15 protein-coding genes and 2 pseudogenes are annotated in these 23,867 nt (G+C 68.7%); 11 read left to right on the top strand and 6 right to left on the bottom strand.

Annotation, left to right across the window (positions count from 1 at the left end; all coding sequences use genetic code 11):
• Window positions 1-650: 650 nt before the first annotated feature.
• Window positions 651-1,532 (bottom strand): annotated as a pseudogene (locus EDD93_RS24115) (IS5 family transposase).
• Between the two features lie 53 nt (window positions 1,533-1,585).
• Window positions 1,586-3,121: a gamma-glutamyltransferase gene (locus tag EDD93_RS24120; RefSeq protein ID WP_123527133.1), complete on the bottom strand. Its 1,536-nt coding sequence runs from the start codon at window positions 3,119-3,121 to the stop codon at window positions 1,586-1,588.
• An 849-nt stretch (window positions 3,122-3,970) separates the two neighbouring features.
• Here EDD93_RS24120 and EDD93_RS24130 point away from each other — a divergent pair.
• The 5 genes and pseudogenes from EDD93_RS24130 to EDD93_RS40365 all read left to right on the top strand — a co-directional run bounded on the left by EDD93_RS24130 (window position 3,971) and on the right by EDD93_RS40365 (window position 7,826).
• Complete coding sequence (locus EDD93_RS24130) at window positions 3,971-4,924, top strand: IS481 family transposase (protein ID WP_123527135.1); 954 nt, start codon at window positions 3,971-3,973, stop codon at window positions 4,922-4,924.
• Window positions 4,845-5,219: a transposase gene (locus EDD93_RS24135; RefSeq protein WP_398905133.1), complete on the top strand. Its 375-nt coding sequence runs from the start codon at window positions 4,845-4,847 to the stop codon at window positions 5,217-5,219. The genes EDD93_RS24130 and EDD93_RS24135 overlap by 80 nt, the downstream gene beginning before the upstream one ends.
• Before the next feature lie 12 nt (window positions 5,220-5,231).
• Window positions 5,232-6,478: pseudogene (locus tag EDD93_RS24140) on the top strand (IS3 family transposase).
• 77 nt (window positions 6,479-6,555) lie between these two features.
• Window positions 6,556-6,951: a type II toxin-antitoxin system death-on-curing family toxin gene (locus EDD93_RS24145; RefSeq protein ID WP_123527136.1), complete on the top strand. Its 396-nt coding sequence runs from the start codon at window positions 6,556-6,558 to the stop codon at window positions 6,949-6,951.
• Between the two features lie 533 nt (window positions 6,952-7,484).
• Entirely contained in the window at window positions 7,485-7,826 is a 342-nt protein-coding gene (locus tag EDD93_RS40365; protein WP_260255842.1) for a hypothetical protein, read from the top strand.
• A gap of 376 nt (window positions 7,827-8,202) precedes the next feature.
• On the opposite strand, the gene EDD93_RS24155 is transcribed toward EDD93_RS40365, so the two are convergent.
• From EDD93_RS24155 to EDD93_RS39680, 3 genes are all read right to left on the bottom strand, one after another.
• A complete protein-coding gene (locus tag EDD93_RS24155) occupies window positions 8,203-8,439 on the bottom strand; it encodes a helix-turn-helix domain-containing protein (RefSeq protein WP_078992515.1) in 237 nt (78 codons plus the stop codon).
• Between the two features lie 35 nt (window positions 8,440-8,474).
• Window positions 8,475-9,242 (bottom strand): hypothetical protein, encoded by a 768-nt coding sequence (locus tag EDD93_RS24160; RefSeq protein ID WP_148083897.1) that lies wholly within the window; start codon window positions 9,240-9,242, stop codon window positions 8,475-8,477.
• A gap of 290 nt (window positions 9,243-9,532) precedes the next feature.
• A complete protein-coding gene (locus tag EDD93_RS39680; RefSeq protein ID WP_157854403.1) occupies window positions 9,533-9,691 on the bottom strand; it encodes a hypothetical protein in 159 nt (52 codons plus the stop codon).
• A 246-nt stretch (window positions 9,692-9,937) separates the two neighbouring features.
• Here EDD93_RS39680 and EDD93_RS24165 point away from each other — a divergent pair, with 246 nt between their 5' ends.
• Window positions 9,938-12,697, top strand: coding sequence for a tetratricopeptide repeat protein (locus EDD93_RS24165; protein ID WP_185092425.1), 2,760 nt, complete (start codon window positions 9,938-9,940; stop codon window positions 12,695-12,697).
• Window positions 12,698-12,727: 30 nt separating this feature from the next.
• Here EDD93_RS24165 and EDD93_RS24170 read toward each other — a convergent pair whose 3' ends face one another.
• Window positions 12,728-13,630, bottom strand: coding sequence for a serine/threonine-protein kinase (locus EDD93_RS24170; protein WP_185092426.1), 903 nt, complete (start codon window positions 13,628-13,630; stop codon window positions 12,728-12,730).
• Window positions 13,631-13,669: 39 nt separating this feature from the next.
• Here EDD93_RS24170 and EDD93_RS24175 point away from each other — a divergent pair, with 39 nt between their 5' ends.
• From EDD93_RS24175 to EDD93_RS24195, 5 genes are all read left to right on the top strand, one after another.
• Entirely contained in the window at window positions 13,670-15,232 is a 1,563-nt protein-coding gene (locus tag EDD93_RS24175) for a PD-(D/E)XK nuclease family protein (protein WP_123527140.1), read from the top strand.
• A 56-nt stretch (window positions 15,233-15,288) separates the two neighbouring features.
• The gene (locus tag EDD93_RS24180; protein ID WP_148083898.1) at window positions 15,289-16,374 is read left to right on the top strand and encodes a hypothetical protein; all 1,086 of its coding nucleotides are present in this window, start codon (window positions 15,289-15,291) and stop codon (window positions 16,372-16,374) included.
• A gap of 58 nt (window positions 16,375-16,432) precedes the next feature.
• Complete coding sequence (locus tag EDD93_RS24185) at window positions 16,433-19,873, top strand: hypothetical protein (RefSeq protein ID WP_260255843.1); 3,441 nt, start codon at window positions 16,433-16,435, stop codon at window positions 19,871-19,873.
• Between the two features lie 32 nt (window positions 19,874-19,905).
• On the top strand, window positions 19,906-22,674 hold the full coding sequence (locus EDD93_RS24190; protein ID WP_185092427.1) for a pPIWI_RE module domain-containing protein: 2,769 nt from the start codon (window positions 19,906-19,908) through the stop codon (window positions 22,672-22,674).
• Between the two features lie 514 nt (window positions 22,675-23,188).
• Entirely contained in the window at window positions 23,189-23,854 is a 666-nt protein-coding gene (locus EDD93_RS24195; protein WP_123527143.1) for a deoxynucleoside kinase, read from the top strand.
• The last annotated feature ends 13 nt before the right edge of the window (window positions 23,855-23,867 follow it).

Consider the following 23,867-nt stretch of genomic DNA (forward strand, 5'->3'; position numbering starts at 1 on the left):
GGCGTTACGGGCGATATCTTGACACTGAAATGGCGCTCGTTCTGATGGGGCGCCAGGTGCGCATTGGGCGGGTCAGGTGGCGCCAATGCTGCGAGTGACGATGTGACGCCGAGGGCTGGTGACGCTCAATGCGGGGGCCCCGGATCGTGCAGATCAGATGTCCCGGAAAGGGCTCGGCGGCCCTGTGAGCTGTGCAGACTCGTGGCACAGGCTGTCTGACTTGGGGAAACGCTCTTTCTCTTCTTTCACCCTCGTACCGTTTGATGTAGCCAAAAGTCCTAGAGGAGTCCCACGCGCGAGTGGCGAACGAAGCGACAGGGGTAGATGTGACGCCACGTGGGGCAGAACGGAGCGTCGCCGCCCGAGAGGGCGGTGGCCAGGGCGCCCCTCAGTGCCTGTCAAAGCACCGCGCTCTGTTGAGCCTGCGGCTAAGTCGTTCGTCTGGGGCGCGGGTTGCAGAGGAGGCGCTGACAGAGGGGAGGGGCTGCCGTAGCCTTGAAGTACACCGGCTCCGGAGGCTGTCGCTCTTCTGTCTTTACCGCACGGGAGCGGTGTATCTGATAGACCGTTAGATGTGCGGTCCCAAGCGTGCCCAGGAGGTCTAGATGTCCCTTTTGGGTCGTATGTCAGCCTAGGCGCTGTCCGGCGGATCATGGGCGGAGCCGTAAGCGGACTGCCGCTGCGGTGACCGTGCCGTGGAAGACGTAGGCCCTCTTGTCGTAACGGGTCGCGACAGCGCGGCAGTTCTAGAGTCGGTTGATGGTCCGCTCGACCTCGTTGCGCCGCCGATAGCGCTCGCGGTCGAAGCCGGCAGGTCTGCCGCCCGCGCTGCCTCTGCGCCGACGGTCGGCCCGCTGGTCCTTCGGCTCGGGGATCGTGTGCTTGATGCGCCGTCTTCGCAGGTAGCGGCAGTTTCGGCGGGAGCTGTAAGCCTTGTCGCCGCTGACGTGAGCGGGCCTGGTCCGGGGATGCCCGACCAGCGGGCGGGGAACCCGAATCCGGTCCAGGACTTCGATCATCTGCGGGGCGTCACCCCACTGACCTGGAGTGATCAGTAGAGCCATGGGGCGGCAGCCGCCTTCACCGGCGAGGTGGATCTTGGAGGTCGGACCGCCCCGGGACCGTCCGAGTCCCTCATCGGGGCGGTGGTGCCGGGGCGTCGTCCTTTCTTCGGGACCCGCAGCCTGGCCTTGCGGGCGCCGGCCGCGTGCTGGTGGGCCCGGCAGGACGTCGAGTCGACGCCGACCATGCCCCAGTCGATCCGCCCCGCCAGGTCGGCGTCGGCCTGGACCGCGCGCAAGAGCCGGTCCCAGGTGCTGTCCGCCGACCAGCGGCGATGCCGTTCATAGATGGTCTTCCACGAGCCGTAGCGTTACGGCAGATCACGCCACGGAATACCGGTGCGGACCCGGAACAGAATCCCGTTCAGCACGGTCCGGTGATCCTTCCACCGGCCGCCCCTGGCCACCCGGCGAAGGCAGATGCGGCTCCAGCAGCGACCACTCGCGATTCGTCAGATCCCCCCGACCCATGACCCAACCAACGAGCGACCGGTCGGAAAGTCACATGATCCGCCGGACACGCCCTAGGCATGGATCGGGGGGAGGCCGTAGCGACTGACGGCCAGGTAAGTTTCCGGGGTGGCCGCCTCGAGAAGACCTTGGTCACCCGTCAGGTCGAGCTCCGGTTCCTCGGGACGGCGCAGCAGGTCGCTCCAGTCGCTCGTCGCTCCACCCTCGTAGGCTTCCCGGAGCAGGGAGCGCAGCCGAGGGCGGGCTTCCTCCTGCTGTTCGTGGAAAATCCGCCGCTGGGTAAGCCGCTGCTCGTCCTGAGCGTCTTCGCTGCCCCGCTCGTCGACGGCCAGCTGGTTCTCGGCGCGCAGCCCCGGGGTGCGCCAAGCGATCGCGAGATCTTCCTCGTGGAGGCGCGCGCAGACGGCGAACAGCTTCCGGGACATACCGAGATGTACCTCGGTGCTGGGGATACGACAGGTGAGGAAGTCGTCGATCCCCCAGGAACGGATCTGGGCACGTGAGAGGTGCGACTTGCCGTGAAGTGCCGCTCCGCGGAGGTCGTCCCGCATGGCGAGGGTGCGGTCGTCCTTCTCCAGCGGTGTGGTCAGTCCGTGGCGTCGGTGGCGCGAAGTGCGGTCGGCCGGCACCGGCACCGTGCGCAACTGCGAGGCCGACGCGGAGCGCAGCGCCAGGTAGACGAGCATCTGGGCGCGGGCCGCGCCGATGAGCGCGTCGTCGTTCTCGCCGAGGTGGTCTTCGAGGTTGCCCTCGCCCACTGCTGCCTCGCCGTCGGGGTCGGATCCGGCCGGGGGAAGGGGCGGCTGGCCGGGGTACAGCGCGTGGTCGATAGTCAGGAACAGGTCGTCCCCGGGCCGCACGGCGGCTCCAACCAGGACGCTGCGGTGCGCGTACGAGCCGAGGACCTTGCTCCCGGCCCCCAGCTGCGCCCACCCGTCGCGCAGGGTTTTGAAGTCGCAGATACCGCCCTTGGCCTCGATCAGCCAGTACACCTTCTCCGCCTCGTGCCGTCCCCACAGGTCCGGCAGCTTCCTCTTGGGGTCCTTGAAGGTGGCGCTCAGGGCGGGGATGGGGCCGCCGAGTTCGAGGTGCTCGGTCTGCCCCAGACCCAGCAGCGAGCGGCAGACCCACTCGGTCATCGTCATGCCCAGCCGGTAGGCGGCAGCGCTCTTCGCGGTGCGCTCGGTGCCGTACGCGTAGACCGGGTTCAGCGTCAGGCGCTGGCCCGTGGCACCCGGCACGGGGGGCTGATGCTCGAAGGGGTGCGCACCGAGGTAGGCATACAACGGGGCGACTCGGGCGACGAGCTCCCCGTGTGCGTACTGCGGCTGGTTCTGCAGGTGCGGGGTGATGTCGCGGCCGACCTCAGTGGCCGCCTTGATGATCTCCCGCCACGTGGTGGTCGGGGCATACCAGCCGTCCGCCTTCGGGAACCCGTCCGTCGCGCTCCACGCCTTGTGCTCGGCCGTCCGCCACTGCTTCCTGGGCTTGGCCGCAGGCCCGGTACGAAACAGGACCGGTATGTCGAAGCTGTCGGCGTAGGTGAGTGGCGGCTCGTCGGGGACGTGCGCGGGGATCATCGGCGTCATGGGGCAACCCTGGCACGAGCCTCGACGCCCCGGGGACCAGGCGGCGGGCTCCGGCCCCGCTCGACGGCTACCCGCCGCCGTCTTTGGGCTGCTTCGCGTGGCTAGGCCTTGGGAGTGACCGACCTTTCCACGCTGCTCGGAGACCCCTCCGAGCAGCGTCTGTGTATCTCCTACACCGACGATCTCGCGATGCCCCACAGGCCGACACGCTGGAGCGGTGGGACGTGGCCGTCATCCATGAGGAGAGGATGGTTGGGTCGATCAGCTTCTATCGGGTGCATCTCGACCGGGGCATGAACGCGGTCCGGGTCATGGAGGAGGCGTCCGAAGAGCTCGACGAGATTGCCCAGGCCCTGCTGGATTCCGAGGACAGGAAACTTCACCGAGGACGCTGGCGGGTGGCTTCCGTATGTGGGTTCCTCCCTGCTCGTCATGGACAAAGTGACCCTGGATGAGCCGTGGCGCGGGCACGGCTCGGCACCATCCTCGCCACGGAGGCGATCCACAGGCTCACGACTGGCTGCCGGGCCGTCGCGTGCCCGCCCGGTGTGACCGACTTCAGCAGCGACCGCCTGAGGAACCGGACGGAGTGGAACCGGGTGACCGCCAAGATCGCCAAAGGATGGGCCAGCATCGGGTTCCGCCTCTACCAGGGCAACATCTACCTCCTCTCCCCGGGGCTCGCTGGAGCTGGAGGAGCAGCGCGGGGCGATGAGAGAGCGACTTGCAGAGCTAGTTGTTCTGTCCACGGAGGTTGGTGACAGGTTCACGGTGGGGTGATCTTGAACGAGTGAGGGCCTTCCGGGTTCGGTGTGGATTGCGACGTCTACACCGACCAGAAAGGCCCTCGTGCCCCACCGTAATGCACCCCTGACCGAGACCGGACGTCTGCGTCTGGCCCGCTGCGTCGTGGACGACGGCTGGCCTCTGCGTCGGGCCGCCGAACGCTTCCAGGTCTCCCCGACCACCGCCCAGCGATGGGCTGTCCGCTACCGCGAGCAGGGCGAGGCCGGGATGGCCGACCGCTCGTCCCGGCCCCACCACAGCCCGTCCCGGACCCCGACCCGCACCGAATGCCGGATCATCAAGGTCCGCGTCCTGCGCCGCTGGGGGCCGGCCCGCATCGCCTACCTCCTCGGCCTGAACCCCGCCACCGTCCACCGCGTCCTGACCCGCTACCGCCTCGCCCGGCTCACCCACCTGGACCGGGCCACCGGCCGGGTGATCCGACGCTACGAGCGTGACCGGCCCGGCGAGCTGGTACACGTCGATATCAAGAAGCTCGGCAACATCCCCGACGGCGGCGGCCACAAGACCCTCGGACGCCCGGCCGGCCGCAAGACCCGCTCCGGCGCCGGCAACAGCTACCTCCACAACGCCGTCGACGACCACTCCCGCCTCGCCTACAGCGAGATCCACCCCGACGAGAAGAAGGAAACCGCCGTCGGCTTCTGGACGCGGGCCCACGCGTTCTTCACCCGGGCCGGGATCACCGTCGAACGTGTCCTCACCGACAACGGCGCCTGCTACAAATCCCACCTCTGGCGCACCTCCCTTGCGGAGGAAGGCATTTCACACAAACGCACCCGCCCCTACCGGCCCCAGACCAACGGGAAGGTCGAGCGCTTCAACCGCACCCTCCTGGACGAATGGGCCTACGCCAAGCCCTACCGCAGCGAGGCCGAACGACGCGCCGCCTACCCCGCCTGGCTCCACACCTACAATCACCACCGCGGACACACCGCGCTCAAGGGCCAACCACCCGCCAGCCGCGTCCCCAACCTCACAGGACAGAACACCTAGGCCGCTTCCCCTCCCGCACTTCCCGGTGAACGCGGCCTGGCTGGAGCTGTCCCTGGCCGCTATCGACCTGCTCGCGTGGACCCGCACTCTGCTGCTGGACGGCGACCTCGCCGCCGCCGAATCCAAGAAACTCCGCTACCGGCTCCTGCCCGTCGCCGACCGCCTCACCCGCGGCGGCCGCCGCCTGCACTTGCGGATCACCAGAACCTGGCCCTGGCGGAATGAACTCGCTGTCGCCTTCCACCGTCTTGCCGCATTGAACCGTTCCGGGTTCGATAGAGACTCGATTCCGTGAAGGGATCGAGTCATGGCGCGTCCTTCCTCCTATCTCGTTGAGCTGCGCAAACGAGCGGTCCGTATCCTCACCGAGGCCCGTAGTGACTATCCGAACGAGTCAGCCGCCGTGAGGGCGGTAGCCCAGAAACTCGGGATCGGTTCGGCCGAGACCCTGCGGAACTGGGTGAAGCGGGACGAGATCGACTCCGGGAAGCGTCCAGGGACGACCACGGAGGAGTCCGCGCGGATCAAGGCGATGCAGAAGGAGATCGCCGAGCTGAAGCGGGCGAACGACATCCTGAAGGCTGCGGCGTCTTTCTTCGCGGCCGAGCTCGACCGGCCACACGCGCGCTCGTAGCGTTCATCGACGAGCACCGGGCCCGCTTCGGCGGTGTCGAGCCGATCTGCCGCGTGCTCACCGAGCACGACTGCAAGATCGCCCCCTCCGCCTATTACGCCCACCGCAAGCGGCTCCAGCCCCGTCCGCCCGCACGGTCCGCGATGCCGAGCTGAAGCCGCTCATCCGGGAGATCTTCGAGTCCAACTACCGTGTCTACGGGGCCAGGAAGGTCTGGCGCGAGCTGCATCGCCGGGGCCACGTCGTGGCCCGGTGCACTGTTGAACGCCTGATGCGGGAGCTCGGCGTCTCCGGCGCGGTTCGCGGAAAGAAGGTCATCACCACGATGGCGGACAGCTCCGTCGAGCGGGCGCCGGACCTGCTGGACCGCAAGTTCGTCGCGCCGGCTCCGAACCGCTGCTGGGGCGCGGACTTCACACACGTCAGTACCTGGTCGGGAGTCGTCTACGTCGCCTTCGTCGTGGACACCTTCTCCCGCCGGATCGTCGGCTGGGCCGCCGCCCTGTCGAAGGAGACACGGCTCGTCCTGGACGCCCTGGACACGGTGGCAACGCGACCGCAACGAACAGCCGCATCAGCGGCGCGAGTTGATACATCATTCCGATGCCGGGTCGCGATATACGAGTTTCCGGCTCGCCGAGCACCTGGACGCCGTCGGCATCGCGGCCTCGATCGGCTCGGTCGGCGACGCCTACGATAACGCTCTCATGGAGAGCGCGATCGGTCTGTTCAAGACCGAGCTGGTCAAGCCCCGACGTCCATGGAAGACGCTTTCCCAGGTCGAACTCGCCACCGCCGAGTGGATCGACTGGTACTGCCATCGCTGACTCCACGGTGAGATCGGGCACATCCCACCAGTCGAATATGAGAACAAATACTACCTCGCGACCCCGGAACCCCAGGTCACGACCACAGTCTGAAGTCTCTAAAGAACCCGGAACGGTTCAGTCCTGGCCGAGCTGATGGACAGCGATGCGGAGATCCTGGACTACCTGAAGTGACCCACGTGCGCTACATCCATATCGACGAGATCCTGGCCATCGCTCGCACGGTCAACGACACCGAGCACAGCGTGGGTGACATGGGACTTTTGGTGTCAGCGATCGAACGGCCCCGGACGAACGTATTCGGGGCCGAGCTGTATCCCACGCTGCACGAGAAGGCGGCGGCGGCACTGCTGCACTCCGTCGCTCGCAATCACGCGCGGATCGACGGCAATAAGCGCAACGCCTGGCTTGCCATGCGTGTCTTCTTGCGGTTCAACGGTGGCAGCGCCAGTACCGCCCCGCCACCCGTCTCCGCGGCTGGCCCGTTCGTTGAGGGAGTCGCGCAGGACAACATCGATGTACCGGCTATTACCAAGCGCCTGTCGACCTGGTTCCCCGTTTCCTGACGTTAGACGTCGGGGGTACGGGGCCGAATGAGGTTCTGGGAGCGGTGCTGGCTTCCGGCAGTCCGCCGGGGGACTGACCCGTTCGTTCAGCGGGTGGATTCGTGTGCTTTCGCGAGACGGGGCAGCGGGTCCGCTCGGCGCGCGAATGGCGTCCCACGCGCCTTCTCGTTTGGGCGGCAGGCAAGGCCCACATTGGCTACGGCGGTCTCTTCCCAACCAACACCCGCCCCTGCTTTCCCGGCGGTTACGGAACGCGCTGTCAGTGCCCCTCACACCCCCGTGCGCACTGAGCCGGTCCTCTCGCCTCCAACAAGTTGTGTCTGCGGTATCCACCGTCCACGTCCACAGCTTGGAGGGGGGACAAGGTGCCGGGGGAATGGATACGGGCTCTCGTGGCGGACTTTGGATCCGAGTGCAGGGAGCGTCTGCGGGTCAGCGACACGGAGGCGTCCATCAGCCAACCGGTGGCGAAGCTTGTGGGAACATTCGGGGCGCGCCGGAAGCTGAGTCCTCGCCTTCTTCCTGAGTATCCCTTGCCCGAGGCCCGGGTGCGTCCGGACTACGCGGTGGAGACATCGGGGCGCATCACCGGCTTCCTGAAACTGGAGGTGCCAGGGCACGACGTCACACTCGACGGCTATACGAAGCGGGACCGGGAGCAGTGGGAGCTGATGCGGACCGCGGTGGCCCGGTGCCAGTCCGGTTCCTGCGGGCACAACTCTGGCGCGCAGGTGCGCCGGGACGAGGGCTCGTGCGGCGGGTCGGGGTTCTCATCGGTGGCCTCGGCAGCGTCGAAGGCCGGGACGCAGCCCGGCCCGTGCTCCGCGTCGTCGAAGTTGTCCAACCTGGCCTTCGGTGCGGGAGACGCCGTGTAGGCGTCGCTTCCCCAGTCCTGCAGGTCGGAGAAGATTGGGTGCGTGCCAGTCCTTCGTGCCCACGACGACGAGGACCTTCGGGGTCATCCCCTCGAAGGCGGTCGTGGCGAGCGGTGCGTAGGGCTGGGCCGCCGAGCCGTTCAGATCCGCGCCCCGGCCGGGCGCGGCGATCGCCGGCGGGCTCACGAACTGGTCGGCGCGCGCGACCAGTCGGCCGCCGAACCGCTCGGCGAAGAAGGAGGGTATCCCTTCGCCCTCCGATTGCCGAGCAGCCGTGGAGAACCGTACGGCGCACGTCGGCGGCGAACAGCCCGTCGTAGGAGGCAGGGCCGCACGGCTCCGTGGCCGATGCCACGGAGCCGCACGGCGGTTACCGTCAGAAGCCGACGCTCGGATCGTCCGTGTCCTCTTCCGGGTCCACGCTGTACAGCGGGCGGTCCTCGATCCCCAGGGCGCGCATCAGCTCGTTGGTCGGAATCCTGTACCTACGTCCGATGCGGAGGACGGGGCAGGGGAACTCGTGCTCGCGGATCAGCCGGTACGCGGTCGTTGAGCCGATTCCGAGTGCTCGGGCCGCCGTGCGCAGGTCCACTGCGACGGGCAGGTCGAACATCTCCGTGAAACTGAGGCGGCGCTCTGCCGGGTCCTTCACCCTCGCCTCCCCGCAGGGCGGACCGGCCGGGTGTCCGCGCGGCGCCCGAGCCGTCGCCTCTTCCCGGGGCTGTGACCCGCCGAACGGCCCTGCGATCCCTCGTCGGTGTCGATGAAGATTCCCTGTCGGCGCAGATGTTCCGGACGCACCCGGAAACGCAGCGGTGCGCACAGCCCGTCCGGGCCGTCCGGACGGTCGACCCGTACGTCCAGGCTCTCCGCCGCCGGAGCGTCCGCCTCCTCGCCGGACGCAGTGAGAGCGTGCTCCTCGGTGATGCGTTCGATCTTGGTGGAGGGAAGCTCCCGCAGCCCTTCCCGGGCGAGACGCCACGCCCTGGCGCGCGCCGCGTGCAGCAGGGAGGAGTCGGTGAGACAGCTCGCGCCGTCCCGATCCGCCAGCTTCTCCAGGAGAGTCAGGACCATCTCGGCCTCCACGTCCGACTGGTCGGCCCGCAGGCGAGTGCAGACCCGGTGGACCGTCCCGGTCAACCGGGGCAGGGTCAGCCAGATCGCCAGGAGTTTCCCCGTGCTGTCTGGAGTCAGGTCGCTCTGCGCCGTGCGGATGACCTCCTTCCAGACCGCGGTGGCGAACTTCGGGTCGAAGCCGGGGCCGTACAAGGCTTCGTGCGTCTCGGCGGCGGTCAGCCGGACCGGATCAGCCTCGTCGGCGTCCGTGGGGACGAGCACGAAGACCGCGTCACTGGTCCGGGGATCGTCGAAGTGCCGCCTCACCGAGGCGAACGCACTGCTATGCGGTGGATACATCAGGAAATGTCCTTTCTTCGGACTGCGAAAACCTGAGTCCGGAGGTGCTGGAGATACCGAGACGCTGGACGAGTGGGGGCGTACCGCCTTATATCCGCGTCAAGCGGAGACGAGTCCCATCAGCCTCGCTTTGATGCGTGAGCATGCGGTGGTGGTCTGCTCGACCAGGTAACGCCGCCTTTGACCATGAGCGTGTAACAAGCGAGGCATCCAGGCCGCGTGCTCGCCGTGACGAAGTTCGCGAGGCTCGTGGGTGCCCGTACAGAACGGGCACCCACGAACTGTTGTACTCAGGCGGTCTCGGAGGACGAGGTGTCCGGCGCCTCGGTGGGCGGGGTCGCCGGGGTGGTGTCCTCGGTCCGGACGGCCGCCCGCCGGCGGCGGCTCGGCGGCCAGTCGGGGGACTGGCGCAGACGGGCTGCCCGGCGGTTGCGCTGACGGCTGTTCATCGGGTTCGCGGTTCCTCTCTGATGAGTCGATGGATGACTAAGCCGCCGTTTCGTGCCTCTGCGAGCGGCTGGTGCCATCGTGCCCGGGGGTGAAGCGGGGCCGCAGAGCGAAAACTGAGGGATAACTGAGTCCCCGGGGGGCGTGAAGAAGCAAGCGCGTGTGAAGCAGCGCAGCGCGGCGCACAGATGAAGGAGCGCCGGCGAGAGGCCGGATCACTGATCTGCGACGCGGTGAGGGGGAGGGCGATGGAGGGGTACGTGCTGGGCCCGGTGCGAGCCGAAGGGGACGGTGGCAGGAGGGTGGTCGAAGGGTCGAAGGTGGCGGCCCTGTTCGCCCTCCTGGTGACCTCCCCGGACTGCCGATGCAAGAGGAAGGACGTAGCCGAAGTCCTCTGGGAGGGCGTCGAAGACGTCGGCGATCTGGTCAACCGCGTCGTCGCCGACCTGCGGAAGCGGCTGGGCCAGGAGTCCGTGCCCCATAGCGGCAAATCGGGTTACTGCACGCTCCGCGTGCCGGTGGGAGACGTCGACCTGCTCCGTTTTCGCGCAAAGGTGAAGCAGGCTGAGGGGCTGACCTGCAAAGCGCAGTTCGAGCTGCTCGGCGCGGCCTTGGGGGAGTGGGACGGCGAGGACGAACCGCTGCACGGACTGTCCGAGACCGGCTTCCACTTGCGTCGGGATGAGCTGCGGGCCGAGTTGATGGCCGCCGTGTACGCGCGGCTGGATGCAGCCTACAAGTCCAGGGAGGTCAAATGGCTGCGCGAGGAGACGGAGAAATGGTTCGAGCGCACGCCGGAATCGCCCCAGATCTTCCGGTTCTACCTGCTCGCCCACGCAGACCTGCCGGAGTCCCAACGTGAGCGGCTCATCGAGAAGTGGGAGAAGCGCAACGGAAAGGCGGATGTCGATGTACAGAGCGCCATTGACCAGGTCCGGGGAGAGAGCCGCCGGCCAGGCGGGGCGCTCCTGCCCCCCGTTCCCGACCAGTTGCCCGGCGGTAGGCGCGAGCCGATCGGGCAGGACGAGCTGATCGGCGACCTCTTCGAGGCCGTGTGCGAGGAACAGGATGCCGGCAATCTGGCGCTGGTCCTGATCAGCGGCATGGCGGGTGTCGGGAAGACAACGGTGGCCGAGAACCTCGCCGGTCGGCTGCGGGAGCGGTTTCCCGACGGGGTGCTGCGCGGCGCACTGAACGGATTCGTCGACGGAGACGTGCGGCCCACCGAACCGGACGAGGTCCTGGACGGCTTTCTGGCCGCGCTGCCGCCCTACACCACGGTGACCGGAACGGAGAGCAAGAGCAACGCGCTGCGGTCGGCGCTGGCGCACCGGTCGGCGCTCATCGTCCTCGACGACGCGCTCAGCGCCCAGCAGGTGCTGCCGCTGCTTCCCGGAGACGGTACCTGCGCCGTGATCGTCACCAGTCGTAACGACCTCTTGCGGCTGCAGTCCGAGAGAAAGGTGCTGTTCCGCAAGATGGAGCCGCTGCACGAGGCGGACGCGCTGGAGGTGCTCCAGGAGAAAGTGTCGGCCGAGGACCGGGCCAAGCACGCCATGGCCTTCAGCGAACTTGTCGGCCTCTGCGGCGGACTGCCGCTGGCCCTTGTGGTGGTGGCCCGGCTCCTGGACGTTGGTGCGCGTCCGCTGCACACCCTCCCTCTCCTGGTGCGAGAGATGAAGGAGGAGCGGAAGCGGGCGATGTTGGACACCCTGGACCTGCCCGAGCACGAACTGTCGGTCCGCGCAGCACTCAACTGCTCCGTGCGCGTGCTGAATGAGGAAGCCCGACTGCTGCTGTGGCAGCTCGCCGTCCACCCGGGGCCCAGCGCTTCCTGGGAGGCGGTGATGGATCTGGGACGGGCAGTGGACGAAGGGACGCGTACCGACCGGGCCCTGGTGGACCTCGTGGCGGCGAACCTCGTGGAACATCACGGCGACCGCTACGGGCTGCACGACCTTGTGCGGGCCTTCGCCCTTCGGTACGTGCGGCCGGTGCCGGACGGAGAGAGCGCGGAGATCGAGCGCGCGACCGAACGGCAGGTGCTGGAACACCAGCTGCACAACGTCCGAGCCTGCGACCGGGTGCTCGACCGCGAACGCACCCTGCCCACCGGCGAGCCCGGAGCGGTCGGGGTCACCGACCCCGCGGACCTCGCGGAGGCGATGGCGTTCCTGGACGAGGAGTACCCCGCCGTCCAGCGAGGCATTCGCTTAGCGATCAATCGGCGTATCGACCGGTACGTGTGGCTGCTTCCGATGACGCTGGTCATCTACCAGTGGCGCCGTCGCCTGCTCGATGATGCGCGGCAGAACCTCCAGTGCGCCGCAGAGGCGGCGGAAACCGTCGCCGGCCCGGTCGATTGCGCCATGGTCTACCGGTCGCTTGCAGGGACCCATTGGCGGCTCGGTGAGTACGGCTTGGCTGTGGGCAACCTGCGCAGGGCCGTCCGTCGCAGCGAGGAGGACCGCAGCACGGAAGGCCGGCTGAGTCTGGCCCGTACGCTGCACCGGCTCGGGCTCACCCTGCGCAGGCAGGGCGACCGGACGGGAGCGGAGGAAGCGCTCAGTCGCGCACTGGAGTTGTGCCGAGAGCTGTCCGACCGGGTCGGGGAGGCGGCTGTTCTGAACGTCCTCGGCGCGATCGACCTCGACCGGGGCGAGCACGAGCAGGCGCTCCGTCGGTGCGCCGACGCCCTGGGCGTGGTGGAGCGCACGACGGAGCGCAGCGGCCTGGCCGATGTGCTGTTCACCCTGGCCAAGGTGCACCTGGCCCGTTCCGAACGGGACGAAGCCATCACCCTGTACCGGCAGGCCTCCGACATCTACCGCGAACAGGAGAACTGGCCCAACGAGGACAAGGTACGGATGCTCTTCGCTGAGGTCCTGGTGTCCGCCGGCGACACCGACGCGGCGGTGCGGGAGCTGGAGAGAATCATCGTGCTGCGTGAGCGGATGGACAGTGAGGGGGCTCGGGAGGTCCGAGAGCGGCTGGAAGGGCTGAGGTGACCCGCCCGGTCGGCGGTCGTCGGCTCACCGTCAAAGCCGGGGCGGATGCGTGCGGTAGTACTCGGTCGGGTCCGGGCGCAGAGGCTTCGACGGCCGTCGCGAGCCGAGCTGGGGTAGGTAGCAGCGGAGCCGTTCGAACACTTCACGGACATCCGCAGGGCGCTCCACCGCCTTCCACCGGACCATCCACAGCGCCAGGGAGCCGAACTCCGGGGGTAGTTTGGCTAGCCGGTCGGCCGGCAGCACCGGGGTGCCCTCTTCCGCCCGCTCTTCCTGTCCGCCGTAGGGCAGGCGCATCACGGTCATCTCCAGCAGGATGCAGCCGAGTGCGAAGATGTCCGCTTGCCGCGTCAGACCTGAAGGACACGCGTCGGACTGCTCGGGGGAGGCCCAGCCGCGCGTGCCGCGTGCGCATTCCGTCTCCTGATCCGCCACGACCGCGTGGCCCATGTCGATCAGCCGGAGACGGCCGTCCGGCTGCACGATGACGTTCTCGGGCTTGAGATCGCAGTGCACCAGATTCCGGTCGTGGACTTCTGCCAGAATTTCGCACAATTGGCCGATGACGGCCGCAACGGTCCCAGGATTCTTGACGGGCAGGGCCGCCGACAGGACCTTCTGCAGTTGGTGCCCTTCGACGAATTCCATTACCAGGCACCGGCGTCGCCGGTGTGTCCCCGTGGCGATGACTTCGGCAATCGCCTGGATTCCCGTCAGCATCATCATGCGTGATCCCTCTTCGAGGAGTTCATCGCCGGCCCAGCGGAAATCGCTCTCGGGTCCGAGGTCCCGGGCCTTCTGAAGCTTCAATGCCACCTTCTGCCCGCTGTTGCGGTCACGCCCGAGGAATAGGTCACCTTGGCCGCCGTCGCCGACCATGTCCAGCACTTCATAGCGCCTCTCCACATCGCCGACCTCCTCGATCTCCCTCACGGCCATCCACCTTTCCTCCGCACGGAAATGGAGCATGAAATGTCACAGCCATGGCTGCCCCCCAACGGGGTGACCCGCACGTCCGACGTCATCACGGTATCCGCCGGAATGTTCAAGGGGGGAGAGTTCCGATGCCCCGCCGCTGACGCACTCAAGACCCGCGGGTACCACACCACCGACCCCGTACCGCGCCGCCGTGAGCGGTTGGAGCACTTCGCTCTGGGCCCCTTCATGGCTGCCTGCGACATCTGTTCCGGACCTGCCGGCCACCCGCCCCGGACACGTACCGGGCCCTTGCACGACGGTCTGCGGACCTGGTCGGAGCACGGCGTGACGTTGTACGAGGCGGCCTTTCCCTCCGACCCGGAACGCCCCCTGCACGAGGTGCCCGAGCCGTGGACGTACCGCTACCGGCCGACCGGTCCCGACCCGCGCGACGCCCGGGAGTACCGCCTCACCGTGTGGGGCCGCTGCCTGGCCTCCCCCGACGGTGCCTACCGCGAGCTTCGTCTGCCCGTGCACCGCCTGCGGGACCTGCCACCCGACGGGTTCACCGCGGCCGTCGCCCTGGTGCTTGCCGAGGGCGCCCCCGGACCACCGCCGGAGCACGTACGGATCGTGGAGTTTGCGCTCTTCGACGGCCGTACGCGGGAACTCTTCGCGGGAAGCCGGGAAGAGGCGCGCGCCCGGTACCGCGAACACGGACCCGCTGCCCTGGCCGGCGTGCTGGACGGACGGGAATACCGCCCAGGGTCCGCCTGTGGCGGATGCCCCTACCTGTCGGTGTGCCCGGCCCTGCGCACAGCGCCCGGACTGTTGGGCATCAAGGCGCACGACCGACCCCGCCGCACCTGGTCGGTCACCAACGGACGGGCCTACCGAGCCTGCCCGGCGCGTGACCATATGCGCCGGTTGCACCTGCCCACGGCGGATTCCGTCGAACGCGAGGTGACGGCCGAGCGCGGCCGGGCGCTGCACGCCTACCTCGCCGAACGGCACGCCCACGGATCGCCTCGGCCCTGCACGGTCGAGGTCCCCGAGGAGTGGGTACCGGAGGGATTCGACCTGCCCGCACACGAACGCGCACTCGGCGCCCTGCTGTTGCGGCGGCACGCCGCGGTCTGTCCGCTGCGGTACGTCGGGGACGGTACGGATGTGCGGACCGAGCCCCGGGTGGTGCGGCACGACACAGCCGCCGACGTGGTGGTCCTGGCCGCGCCCGACCTGCTCTACCGGGATGCCGGGTCATGGGTGTGGCGCGAGACCAAGACCTCCGTCATCGATCGGCGGTCCGATCGCCCCCTGCTGGAGCGTTATCCGCAGTTGGCCCTGGCCGTCGTGCTGATCGCCCGCGGTGACCTGGGCGGTGATCCGTTCCGCGCACGGGTCGAGCTGGAGGTGCTGCGCCCCGGCGGCGCCGACCTGGAAATCATCGATCCCTTCGCCCCGGCCAATCGGGTCACCGCCGAGAAGGTACTGCGGGCGATGGTGGCCGACTGGCACGGGGACGACCAGTACGCGGCCCGGCCCGGACGCTCCTGCGAGCGGTGCGAAGTGGCCCGCTGGTGCAAGGCGTCGTCCGTCAGCGAGGCCGCGGCATGAAGGCGGGGTCGGCCGGCCGGGCCGATCGGCCGGACGCAGGCGAGGCGCCCGAGGGCGTGGGCAGTGACCTCTTCGGCGAACTCGCCCGCATGGTGGCGGCTCTCTCCGAGATCCAAGGGCTCCGCTCCTTCACCCTGCCCTATCCCGGCCTCGCCCAGCAGGCGCTGGATCACACGGTGATGCGCTGCCTCGATGCGGGGGAGGCGCCGCCGAGGAGTCTTCCGGAGCTGTGGGAGTGGTGTCGGACCAGGCCGTCCGACGACCCACTCTTCGCGGTTCGCTCCTCCCTGGTCTCGCCGGGCACCACGCTGGTGCACCGGGTCGGCCGGATGCCGACCCGGTCGTGTCTCGAGGTGGCCTCGCACGGACCGGACGGAGGCATGGCGGGATACGCCCGCGCGCTCCTCGGAGACCTGCACGCGCGGAGTGGAACGGAGGAGCGCTACCGGCAGTGCAGGGCGTTCCTGGCGCGTCACCCGGTCGTCCACCAGCAGGACCGCTTCGCGCCGGGTTGGAACAGGGCGGTCTGGAGCCGGGTCAAGAACCTCTACGGTCCGTTGCCCGAGTTCCTGCTCGTCGACGGAGACTTCCTGTACTGCCCCTCGTGCAGGCTCCCCGCGCTGCCCCGGGACAGTGCCGTGCCCGTACCCGGACCGTTCGGCACCGGCGCGGAAGTCTGGTGTGAGGGGGAGGACTGCCCGCGCGACGCCCCTCCGCGGCTCATCCGTGAGCCGGACCAGGCGTGGATCCTGCAGCGCTCGCTGCGGTGGTACCTCGTACTGCCGCACCGCACCGACGTAGCCGCCCGGGAGGCACTGGAGCGCTCCGAAGTCGTGTACGAGACCCTGGCCGGTTTTCTGCCGGCCTACCGGCTCAGGGACACCGGCCCCCGCATCGTGGACATCCACGTGTACGACCGCCTGCAGCCGGCGCTCCTGGCAGCCCACCTCACCGACAACACACCCCTCGCGGACCGCACCCTCGTCGTGGTCCCCGACGCGCTTGCCGGACGGGACGGCTACCGGCGGGCCTTCACCGACGCCCTTCCCGTGCTCCTGCGGGACCGGCTGGTGCTCACCACCCCCATGGATCTCGTGCCCGACCTGGGACGGGCCCGGCGAGAGGAGAAGGACGATGCGTAGCCTCACCCCGCCCTTGACCGACGTGTTCAACGCGCTCAAAGGATTTCTGGGGTCCTCCGTGCCCCAGCCTGCACTGGAAGCCCTCTGCCAGGTCGAACTCGGCCTGTACCTCCAGCAGAAGATGATGCCGGGCAGCCCCGCGGGCAGCGCCTGGGTGCTGTTCAGCGGGTACGGGTTCGCCGAGGCGCACCGGGCACCGCTGCCGTCCGATGCGGCGAAGACCCTGCGCATCGCCAGGTACTCGCTGTGGACGCTGCGCCGGAGCCGCACCTGGCTCGAGGCGCTGGACACCTACCAGAGGTTCGACGCCAGGGTCCGCGCCTACGACGTACCGGACGCCGAGACACCCGCTGCCCGCCGCGACCTCTCCGTCGCCGGCGACCGCTTCTCCGTCTACGAACAACTGCTGCGTGCCGCACCGCCGCTGGCGGGCCGGCGCCTGCAGGTCGCGGGTCAGGGCCCGCACGCCTTCCCCGTCAATCGCACCATGGCCGTTGTCGACCTTCCGCCGGCCCCCCGCATCCCCCTCGTCGCCCACGACATGGACCTGGAACCGGCCGGCGGCGGCGAGCCCCTGATCTTCACCAGGGAGAATCTGGAGGGCACGGCGGCGGAGATGGACGCCCAGCACGCTCGCTCCGGCAAGGGCCGCGCACCACGGTGGCTGGAGCGGCTACGGTCGTTCGACCTGTCCACCAAGTCGAACGGAACCTTCCACAAGGCGAGGAAGGACGAGGACTTCGCCTTCACGGTCGACGGCATCCAGCACCTGCTCGGCATCGTCGGCGCCGGCAAGAGCACACTGCGCGACATCATCGCCGTCTATCTCGCCAAGCTAGGCAAGCGCACCACCATCGTCGTCACTGATGTCGCGGAGGTGCTGAAGCTTGTCCGGCTCTACGACCTCTACACCGACGGCGCCGCCGCACCCGTGCTCGGCTCCTCCGGCCGTGAGCGGCACGCCCAGCGGCTGCACCGCCGGCTGGCGGGCCGGGGCGAGCACCGACTGCTCGCCCACGACGACCCTGCCTTCGCCTACCTCGGCACGTCCTGCCTGCTCAACGTCAGGCGGCTGGGCGCCACGTCAACGACCGAACCACTCGCCTACGGCGAGGCACCCTGCTCCCGACTCCGGCCCCCCTCGGCCCTGCGGCGTGACCCGAGCGACGGACGATACTCCGAGTGGCAGAAGAGGGTGACGAGCTGCCCGTACTGGTCCGCCTGTCCCCGTCACCACGGAGCTCGCACCCTGGTCGGCGCCCTGATCTGGGTGGCCACGCCGGCCGGGCTGATCGACGCCTCGCCGCCCCGCCCTCAGAACGGCGAGCGCATCCGCTTTCTCGAACTCGCCTGCCGCCGTAGTGACCTCGTGATCATCGACGAGGCCGACCGTGTCCAGATGCAGCTCGACCGGACCTTCGCACCCGCCGTGGTCCTCGCCAGCGATGAGGACAAGGGCCTCATCGACCAGCTGAGCCGGCACAAGATCCGGGAACTCGCGGCCGGCGGACGCACCCAGCTCTCCGAACGGGACGTCGAGACCTTCGCCGCCGCCCTCAACACCGCAGGCGCGGCCACCGACCGGCTGTACGCGATGCTCGTCGCTGGGTACGAGCTGCGCAAGTGGGTGCGGACGGGCTACTTCAGCGCCTGGACGCTCCAGTTGGGGCTCCTCGACGAACGCTACGAACACCCCTACGACAGCGGTCCGGACCACCCTCACCACGCCCCCCGCGAGGCTCTCGGGAAACTGCTCGACGCGTTCCGGGACAACCCCTTCGGTGACCGTCACCGCAGGACGGAGGAGGACTTCAGCCGGCTGACCGCCCTCCTCAACGAACTGCTCCACACCGGCAACCCGGAGAACACCCGGCGCCGCCTCACCGAGGTCATGGACGAGGTCTTCTCCATCGACTCGAAGTACATGGCCGCCCGGCAGCGGAAGTACCAAGAGGCGTACGCCGAGTGGCGGCGCGAGGAGGAACAGGAGGGGAAGCGCGGACACCGCAGGAAGCCCAAGCCTCCGCCCCAGACTCCCGAGGAGTGGCGGAAGCAACTCGCGGAGCGCTTCGAGTTCACACTGTTGCTCAGCGCCCTCGAACCGCGGCTCGCCATGATCAACGCCATGTGGCCCCGCGTCGAGGCTGCCCTCAGCCTGGGCTTCAACACGATGTACCGCCGGCCGCTCGACTACGGTCCGATGGTGCCCGAGGCCCCGATGGGCAATGTGCTCGGCTTCCAGTTCCGGGTCCCGGGTGAGGATAAGGGCGGAGTCCGCAGTGGCGAACTGACCTTCTTCCGGTGCAGCGGCGTCGGACGTGAGCTGCTGCGCACCATCCCCTATCTCACCTCCGTCGACGGCAGGCCCGGTGCCCACTTGCTGCTCATGTCGGGCAGCAGCTGGGCGGGCGCGTCCAGCCGCTACCACGTCTGCGTCCCGGTCGGTGTGGTCATCGAACCGCCGGCCGAGGTGACCGAACGCATCGCCGACGGGAGCTCCATGCGCTTCGAGTTCATCGACGACGGCGACGAGAAACTGCGCATGTCGGGAACCCATCCGGACGACCGCCCGGAGAAGTTGCGCCGTATCGCGTGCCATCTGGGTGAGGGCGGAGACGAGTACGAGGTCACTGAAGGTGGTCCGCTCCAGCAGGAGTTGCTCTCTCTTCCTCCAGGGCGCGACCAGATCCTTCTGCTGGTCGGCAGCTATGCCGAGGCACGTGTGGTGGCCGACACACTGCACAACCTCAACGTTCGCTGGCACAGCAAGGTGCTGTGCCTGGTGTCGGACGACGAGGAGATCACCGCGGAGGACGAGGCGCCGTCCGCCTACCACGCCCGATCACTGCGCCGGGGCGACGTCGAGCACCTGAAGGACCTCGAAGCGGACATCCTGGTGGCGCCCCTGCTCGCGCTGGAACGCGGCCACAACATCCTCAACGAGGACGACGAGGCGGCCATCGGCACGGTCTACTTCCTGGCACGCCCCCATCCGCACCCAGAGGACCTCCACCTGGCCGTCAACGCCGTCAACGACTGGGTCGTCCGCGCCGTCACCGGCGGTGACTTCGCCACCCTGGTACGGGGACAACCCACCGTCGAGGAAGGAGCGGAGGAGTTCCACCGCCTCGCCCGTTCGTACTGGTACCAGGTACTCGCCCGTTCGATGGCGTGGAGCCGTCTCGACGATGATGTACGGAAACAGGTCACCTGGGACATGCTGGTCCTGTTGTGGCAGGTGATCGGGCGACTGGTACGCGGTGGCGTACCGGCCCGGGTGGTCTTCGTCGACGCCGCCTTCGCCCCCAACCGCGGCGCCGTACCGGCGCGGCCCGACACCCCCGAATCCAGTCTGCTGCACAGCGTCCTCGCCGTCCTGGACCCGTACTTCGACGGCGGCACGAAGACCGCGGAGGAGCAGTTCATCGTCCGCGCCCTGTACGCGCCACTGCGCAGCATGCTCACCCGCCTGCTCGCCACCGTACCCGCCCACCCGTAAGCGCCGAACCCCCTGTCCCAGGAGGTAATTCCGTGTACCACCACATTCGCGTCACGGCCTATGAACCTGACCCGCTCCACGGACCCTGGCGGGAGGAGATGAAAGTGCTGCGGCTCGGCGAGGACCTGCACGCCGAGCTCACCGGGATGCATGCCGAGGCGGGCAAGAACTCCGTCCACCCCCACCGGCTCCCCGTGCGCAGGTTCAACTCCCTGCTCCAGGCGATGGCGCCAGGCGTCATCGCGACCGGCCGCAACGCCGGGACGGATGGCCGTCTGCCGTGGCTCTACGCGCGGGAAGCCGTCCCGCCGGACGTGCTGGCCCCGGTGGTAGGAGCTTGGGCGGCGGGCATGCACCGGGAGGACGACGACTCGGAGGGCGCCGATTTCGAGGAGAGGCTCCGCTCTGGTGACCCGACCGAGACGGTACGTCTGCCCCACTGGGAGACAGAATCGGTCGACCTCGCCGAGAGCGTGCTCTCGGCGGGCGGAACCGCCGAACCCGCCGCGCGACTCTACAGCCTGCTGCCCGAGTGGATCGCCTTCCGGCTGGCCGCCCGGACGTTCCGCACGGGCGGCACCACACTCCACTTCCGCGTTGAGAGCTCGGGTGACGGCGCGCGGCTTGTCTCCTGGCCGCCTCAGCGATACGAGCGCCGACGGCAGACCTGGTACTACTCGGCCTGCCTCGCCATCACCGTCCACACCGTGCCGTTCGCTCCGCGGTTCCGCGTCCATGTGTCCACCCAGGTACGCCGGTGGGCCACCCGACTGGACGCACGCCCCCACCAGCTCGGCGGTACGACCGTCCTGCTCGACGCTCCACTGCCGTGGCCGGAAGGGCCGGACCGGGGCCACCGGCTGATGGTGAACACACTGGGCTACGACCGGCGGTCGAAGGAACTGGCATGGCGCCGGCACAGTCCCGCACCGCTTGTGCCCGAGCTGGACATCGTGCGCAACTATCCCCGGCCCGAAGCGCTCTTCTCCGACCCTGAACGCTGGATCAACGGTTCCGGGGACGTGGCCGCCGGCATCGTCTACCACCCGTCGATCGGCCCGCACGAGGTCGGACCCGGGCTGATGCCACAGGAGCGGGCGGATCTGGACGCCTGGGTCGAGGAAGGGCTGCGTCCCCTGCTGACCCGGGTCCCCGACCTCACGCGCGTCTCCCGGAGCAACACACCCTCCCTGCTGCCCCGTTCCGGCGCCGGACGCGTCCCGGGCGTCCGCGACGCCCAGCTAGCTCTGCAGCGGCGGGCGGCGCTGACACGCGCACTGAACGGCCGCCCCCTGGAGATCGACGTCTTCTGGCAGTCCCCGGAAACCCGTGCGGCGCTGCTCGCCGAGCTGCCCAAGCTCATTGGTCTTCCCGCCGGGCAACAAGTGCCGTCGGCCGACGGGGAGACCTGGCAGTGGCAGTGCGAGGGGGTCGATATCCGCGTCCGGGCCCGGCCCGCGGGACTCTTGGCCGACGCACTGCCGACCACCCGAGCCCGCGGGCGCCTCAGGGCCGTCCGGTTGGCCGAGGCCATTGAAGTGCGCTGCGGGCTCGTGGCGGACCGGGGGCGCCCGCTTCTCGGCGGGGCCGGAGTCGTGATCACGGAGATCGCCGGCAAGGAGCGCTTCGCTGCCGTCCCGGACTCCGACCCCAAGCACGCGCTGCGCATCGCCTGGGCACGGCAGGGACGGCTGACCCAGTTCGTGAACTCGCCCGACGACACCGACAGCGCTCTGGAACACCGGGCCCGGTGGACCTGGCTGGACGCCTTCCGGCAGCTGGGCGCGATCAGCCCGCCCGCCCACCGGGTGGGAGCCGGCATTCCGGGCGACCTTCAGTACGCGGCGCTCTGGCTCGTACGCCACACCAGGAAGGGGCCCACGCGATGCCCCGTCCACCGGCTGGTGGCGGTGCGGGTGCGCCTCGGGGACGGACCGGGCGTCATCGAGGGGTGGGACGCAGAACGAGCCGAATGGGTGCCGTATCCGAAGCTGTTGCTGCTGCTCTCCCAGGCACGGGAACCGGCGGCGAGTGGCGGGAAGGAGACCGGCACGGGGAAGCTCGTCGAGGACTCGGCAGCCCCGGGAGGATCCCGGCCCGCTGCCCGCCCGGGCGTGGAGCAGGACAGGCAGCGGGAGACCGAGCGGCAGATCCGGGCACTGCTCTTCCAGCTCCGCGACCGCCCGACGCTGCTGCTGGCGGACGCCGGTAATCTGCGCCAGTGCTGGCCTGGCCTGCGCAACGGTGCACTGGACCGCGACACGCTCGGCTTCGGGGCCGAACCCGCCCAGCGGCACACGCTCTACGGCCACGACCTGCGGGTGCTGCTCGTACGGGACGCTAACGCCCGGGGTGAGGTGGCGGAGTGGTACGCCCACGATACCGAGGACGGGGTCGGCTTCGCCGAGGGTGTGTGGGGGACGGCGGATACGGAGGGCCGTGTCTTCGCGAGTACGGCCTCGAAGCCGCACACGGTGGTGAAACTGCCGAAGGGGCTCATGAAGCTGGTGCCCACGGCACAGGGCCGGACAGCGCCCGGGAAGACCGCGTGGAACCCCGGGCAACTGGAGATCACCGTGCTCGGCTGTCTGTCGGAGAAGGCGCTGACGGATTCGGGGCGTGCGGGTGACCCGCCCGACTGGCCGGCGGAGTGGGCGACGCTCACGCACCAGCTGCGCTACCACGACGATTATCCACCGCTCGCCCGGCCTCTCCCGCTGCACTGGGCGCGTCTCGCCGGTGAGTACGTACTTCCGGTGGCTGGAACGAAGTCAGCGGGGAGTACGTCATCCGCTTCCTGAGCGAGGTGCCGCCTGCATGGGGTGTCCCAAACGATCGACGCTGATAAGGATCAATGCTTCCCTCGTGTGAGCATCGAAGCCTGAACCTGACCACGGGGACGGCATCTGGTGCACTCCTTGCTGGGATCACTGGGCGTCCGCCGTGACGCTCGTTTGACGCTCCCAGCGCATGGTGGCCCCAAGACGGAGACGAGACGGACCTGACCTGGGGTTTTCTCTGAGTTCACCCGGGTGACGTGCTTCCGATGACGCACCATGTGGAGTGCGTGGCGATTCTGGAGCCGGTGAAGAAGGAGGACTCACCTGCCGTTTCGCTTGTGCGCGCCAGGTACGGTGTCCGCGTTGCGGGCGATATCCAGACACTGAAGCGGTGCTCGCGAGGCTCGTTCCGATGGCGTGCCAGGGGCCTCTTCCCGCCGTCCCCTGTCGGGCAGCGAGCATCGACGGGGCCGGCATCACGCTCCGCACCCTGTGCACTCCCTCCGGCATGGGCAGCTCCCGGAAAGATTGAGGTATGGCAGTGATCTGCGTCGGCGGCATGATCGGGATCGGCAAGACGAGTGTCGCCGAACTGATCGCCAAGGAACTTGGGAGCAAGGTCTTCTACGAGAGCGTGGAGGACAATCCGATCCTGCCGCTCTTCTACACGGCCGGCCCCGAAGAGATAGAGGCGAGGCGGTACCCCTTCCTCCTCCAGCTCTACTTCCTGCAGACGCGTTTCGCCGCGATCAAGGACGCGTACAAGCAGGACGACAACGTTCTCGACCGCTCCATCTACGAGGACTGGTACTTCGCCAAGGTCAACCACGACCTCGGCAGGATCAGTTCCCTGGAGATGCGGGTGTACGAGGGGCTGCTCGCGGAGATGATGCGCGAGATCGACGGCCTGCCCTACCGCAAGGCACCCGATCTCATGGTGTACCTGCGGGCGGACTTCGAGACGGTTCTGCACCGCATCGGGCTGCGGGGACGCGACTTCGAACAGGACCGGAGTCTCGTCGGGTACTACCGGACGCTGTGGTCGGGGTACGACGACTGGGTGCGCGAGCACTACCGCGCCAGTGACGTCCTCGTGGTCGACATGAACGACACCGACGTGGTCAACAGTCCCGAGGACGCGGAGCGCGTGGTCCGGGAAGTCACAGACGCCCTGGCACTGGCGAGGTCACGGCGCGCCTGATGCCGCCCGGTGG

Origin of the sequence: Streptomyces sp. 840.1 (genome assembly GCF_003751445.1) — a bacterium.
Lineage (GTDB): Bacteria > Actinomycetota > Actinomycetes > Streptomycetales > Streptomycetaceae > Streptomyces.

Excerpts from the sequence above, each read along its gene's own strand:
- EDD93_RS24120 (WP_123527133.1), bottom strand. The coding sequence starts at position 3,121 with ATGACGCCGATGATCCCCGCGCACGTCCCCGACGAGCCGCCACTCACC.
- EDD93_RS24155 (WP_078992515.1), bottom strand. The coding sequence starts at position 8,439 with ATGTTCGACCTGCCCGTCGCAGTGGACCTGCGCACGGCGGCCCGAGCA.
- EDD93_RS24160 (WP_148083897.1), bottom strand. The coding sequence starts at position 9,242 with ATGTATCCACCGCATAGCAGTGCGTTCGCCTCGGTGAGGCGGCACTTC.
- EDD93_RS39680 (WP_157854403.1), bottom strand. The coding sequence starts at position 9,691 with ATGAACAGCCGTCAGCGCAACCGCCGGGCAGCCCGTCTGCGCCAGTCC.
- EDD93_RS24165 (WP_185092425.1), top strand. The coding sequence starts at position 9,938 with ATGGAGGGGTACGTGCTGGGCCCGGTGCGAGCCGAAGGGGACGGTGGC.
- EDD93_RS24175 (WP_123527140.1), top strand. The coding sequence starts at position 13,670 with ATGTCACAGCCATGGCTGCCCCCCAACGGGGTGACCCGCACGTCCGAC.
- EDD93_RS24195 (WP_123527143.1), top strand. The coding sequence starts at position 23,189 with ATGGCAGTGATCTGCGTCGGCGGCATGATCGGGATCGGCAAGACGAGT.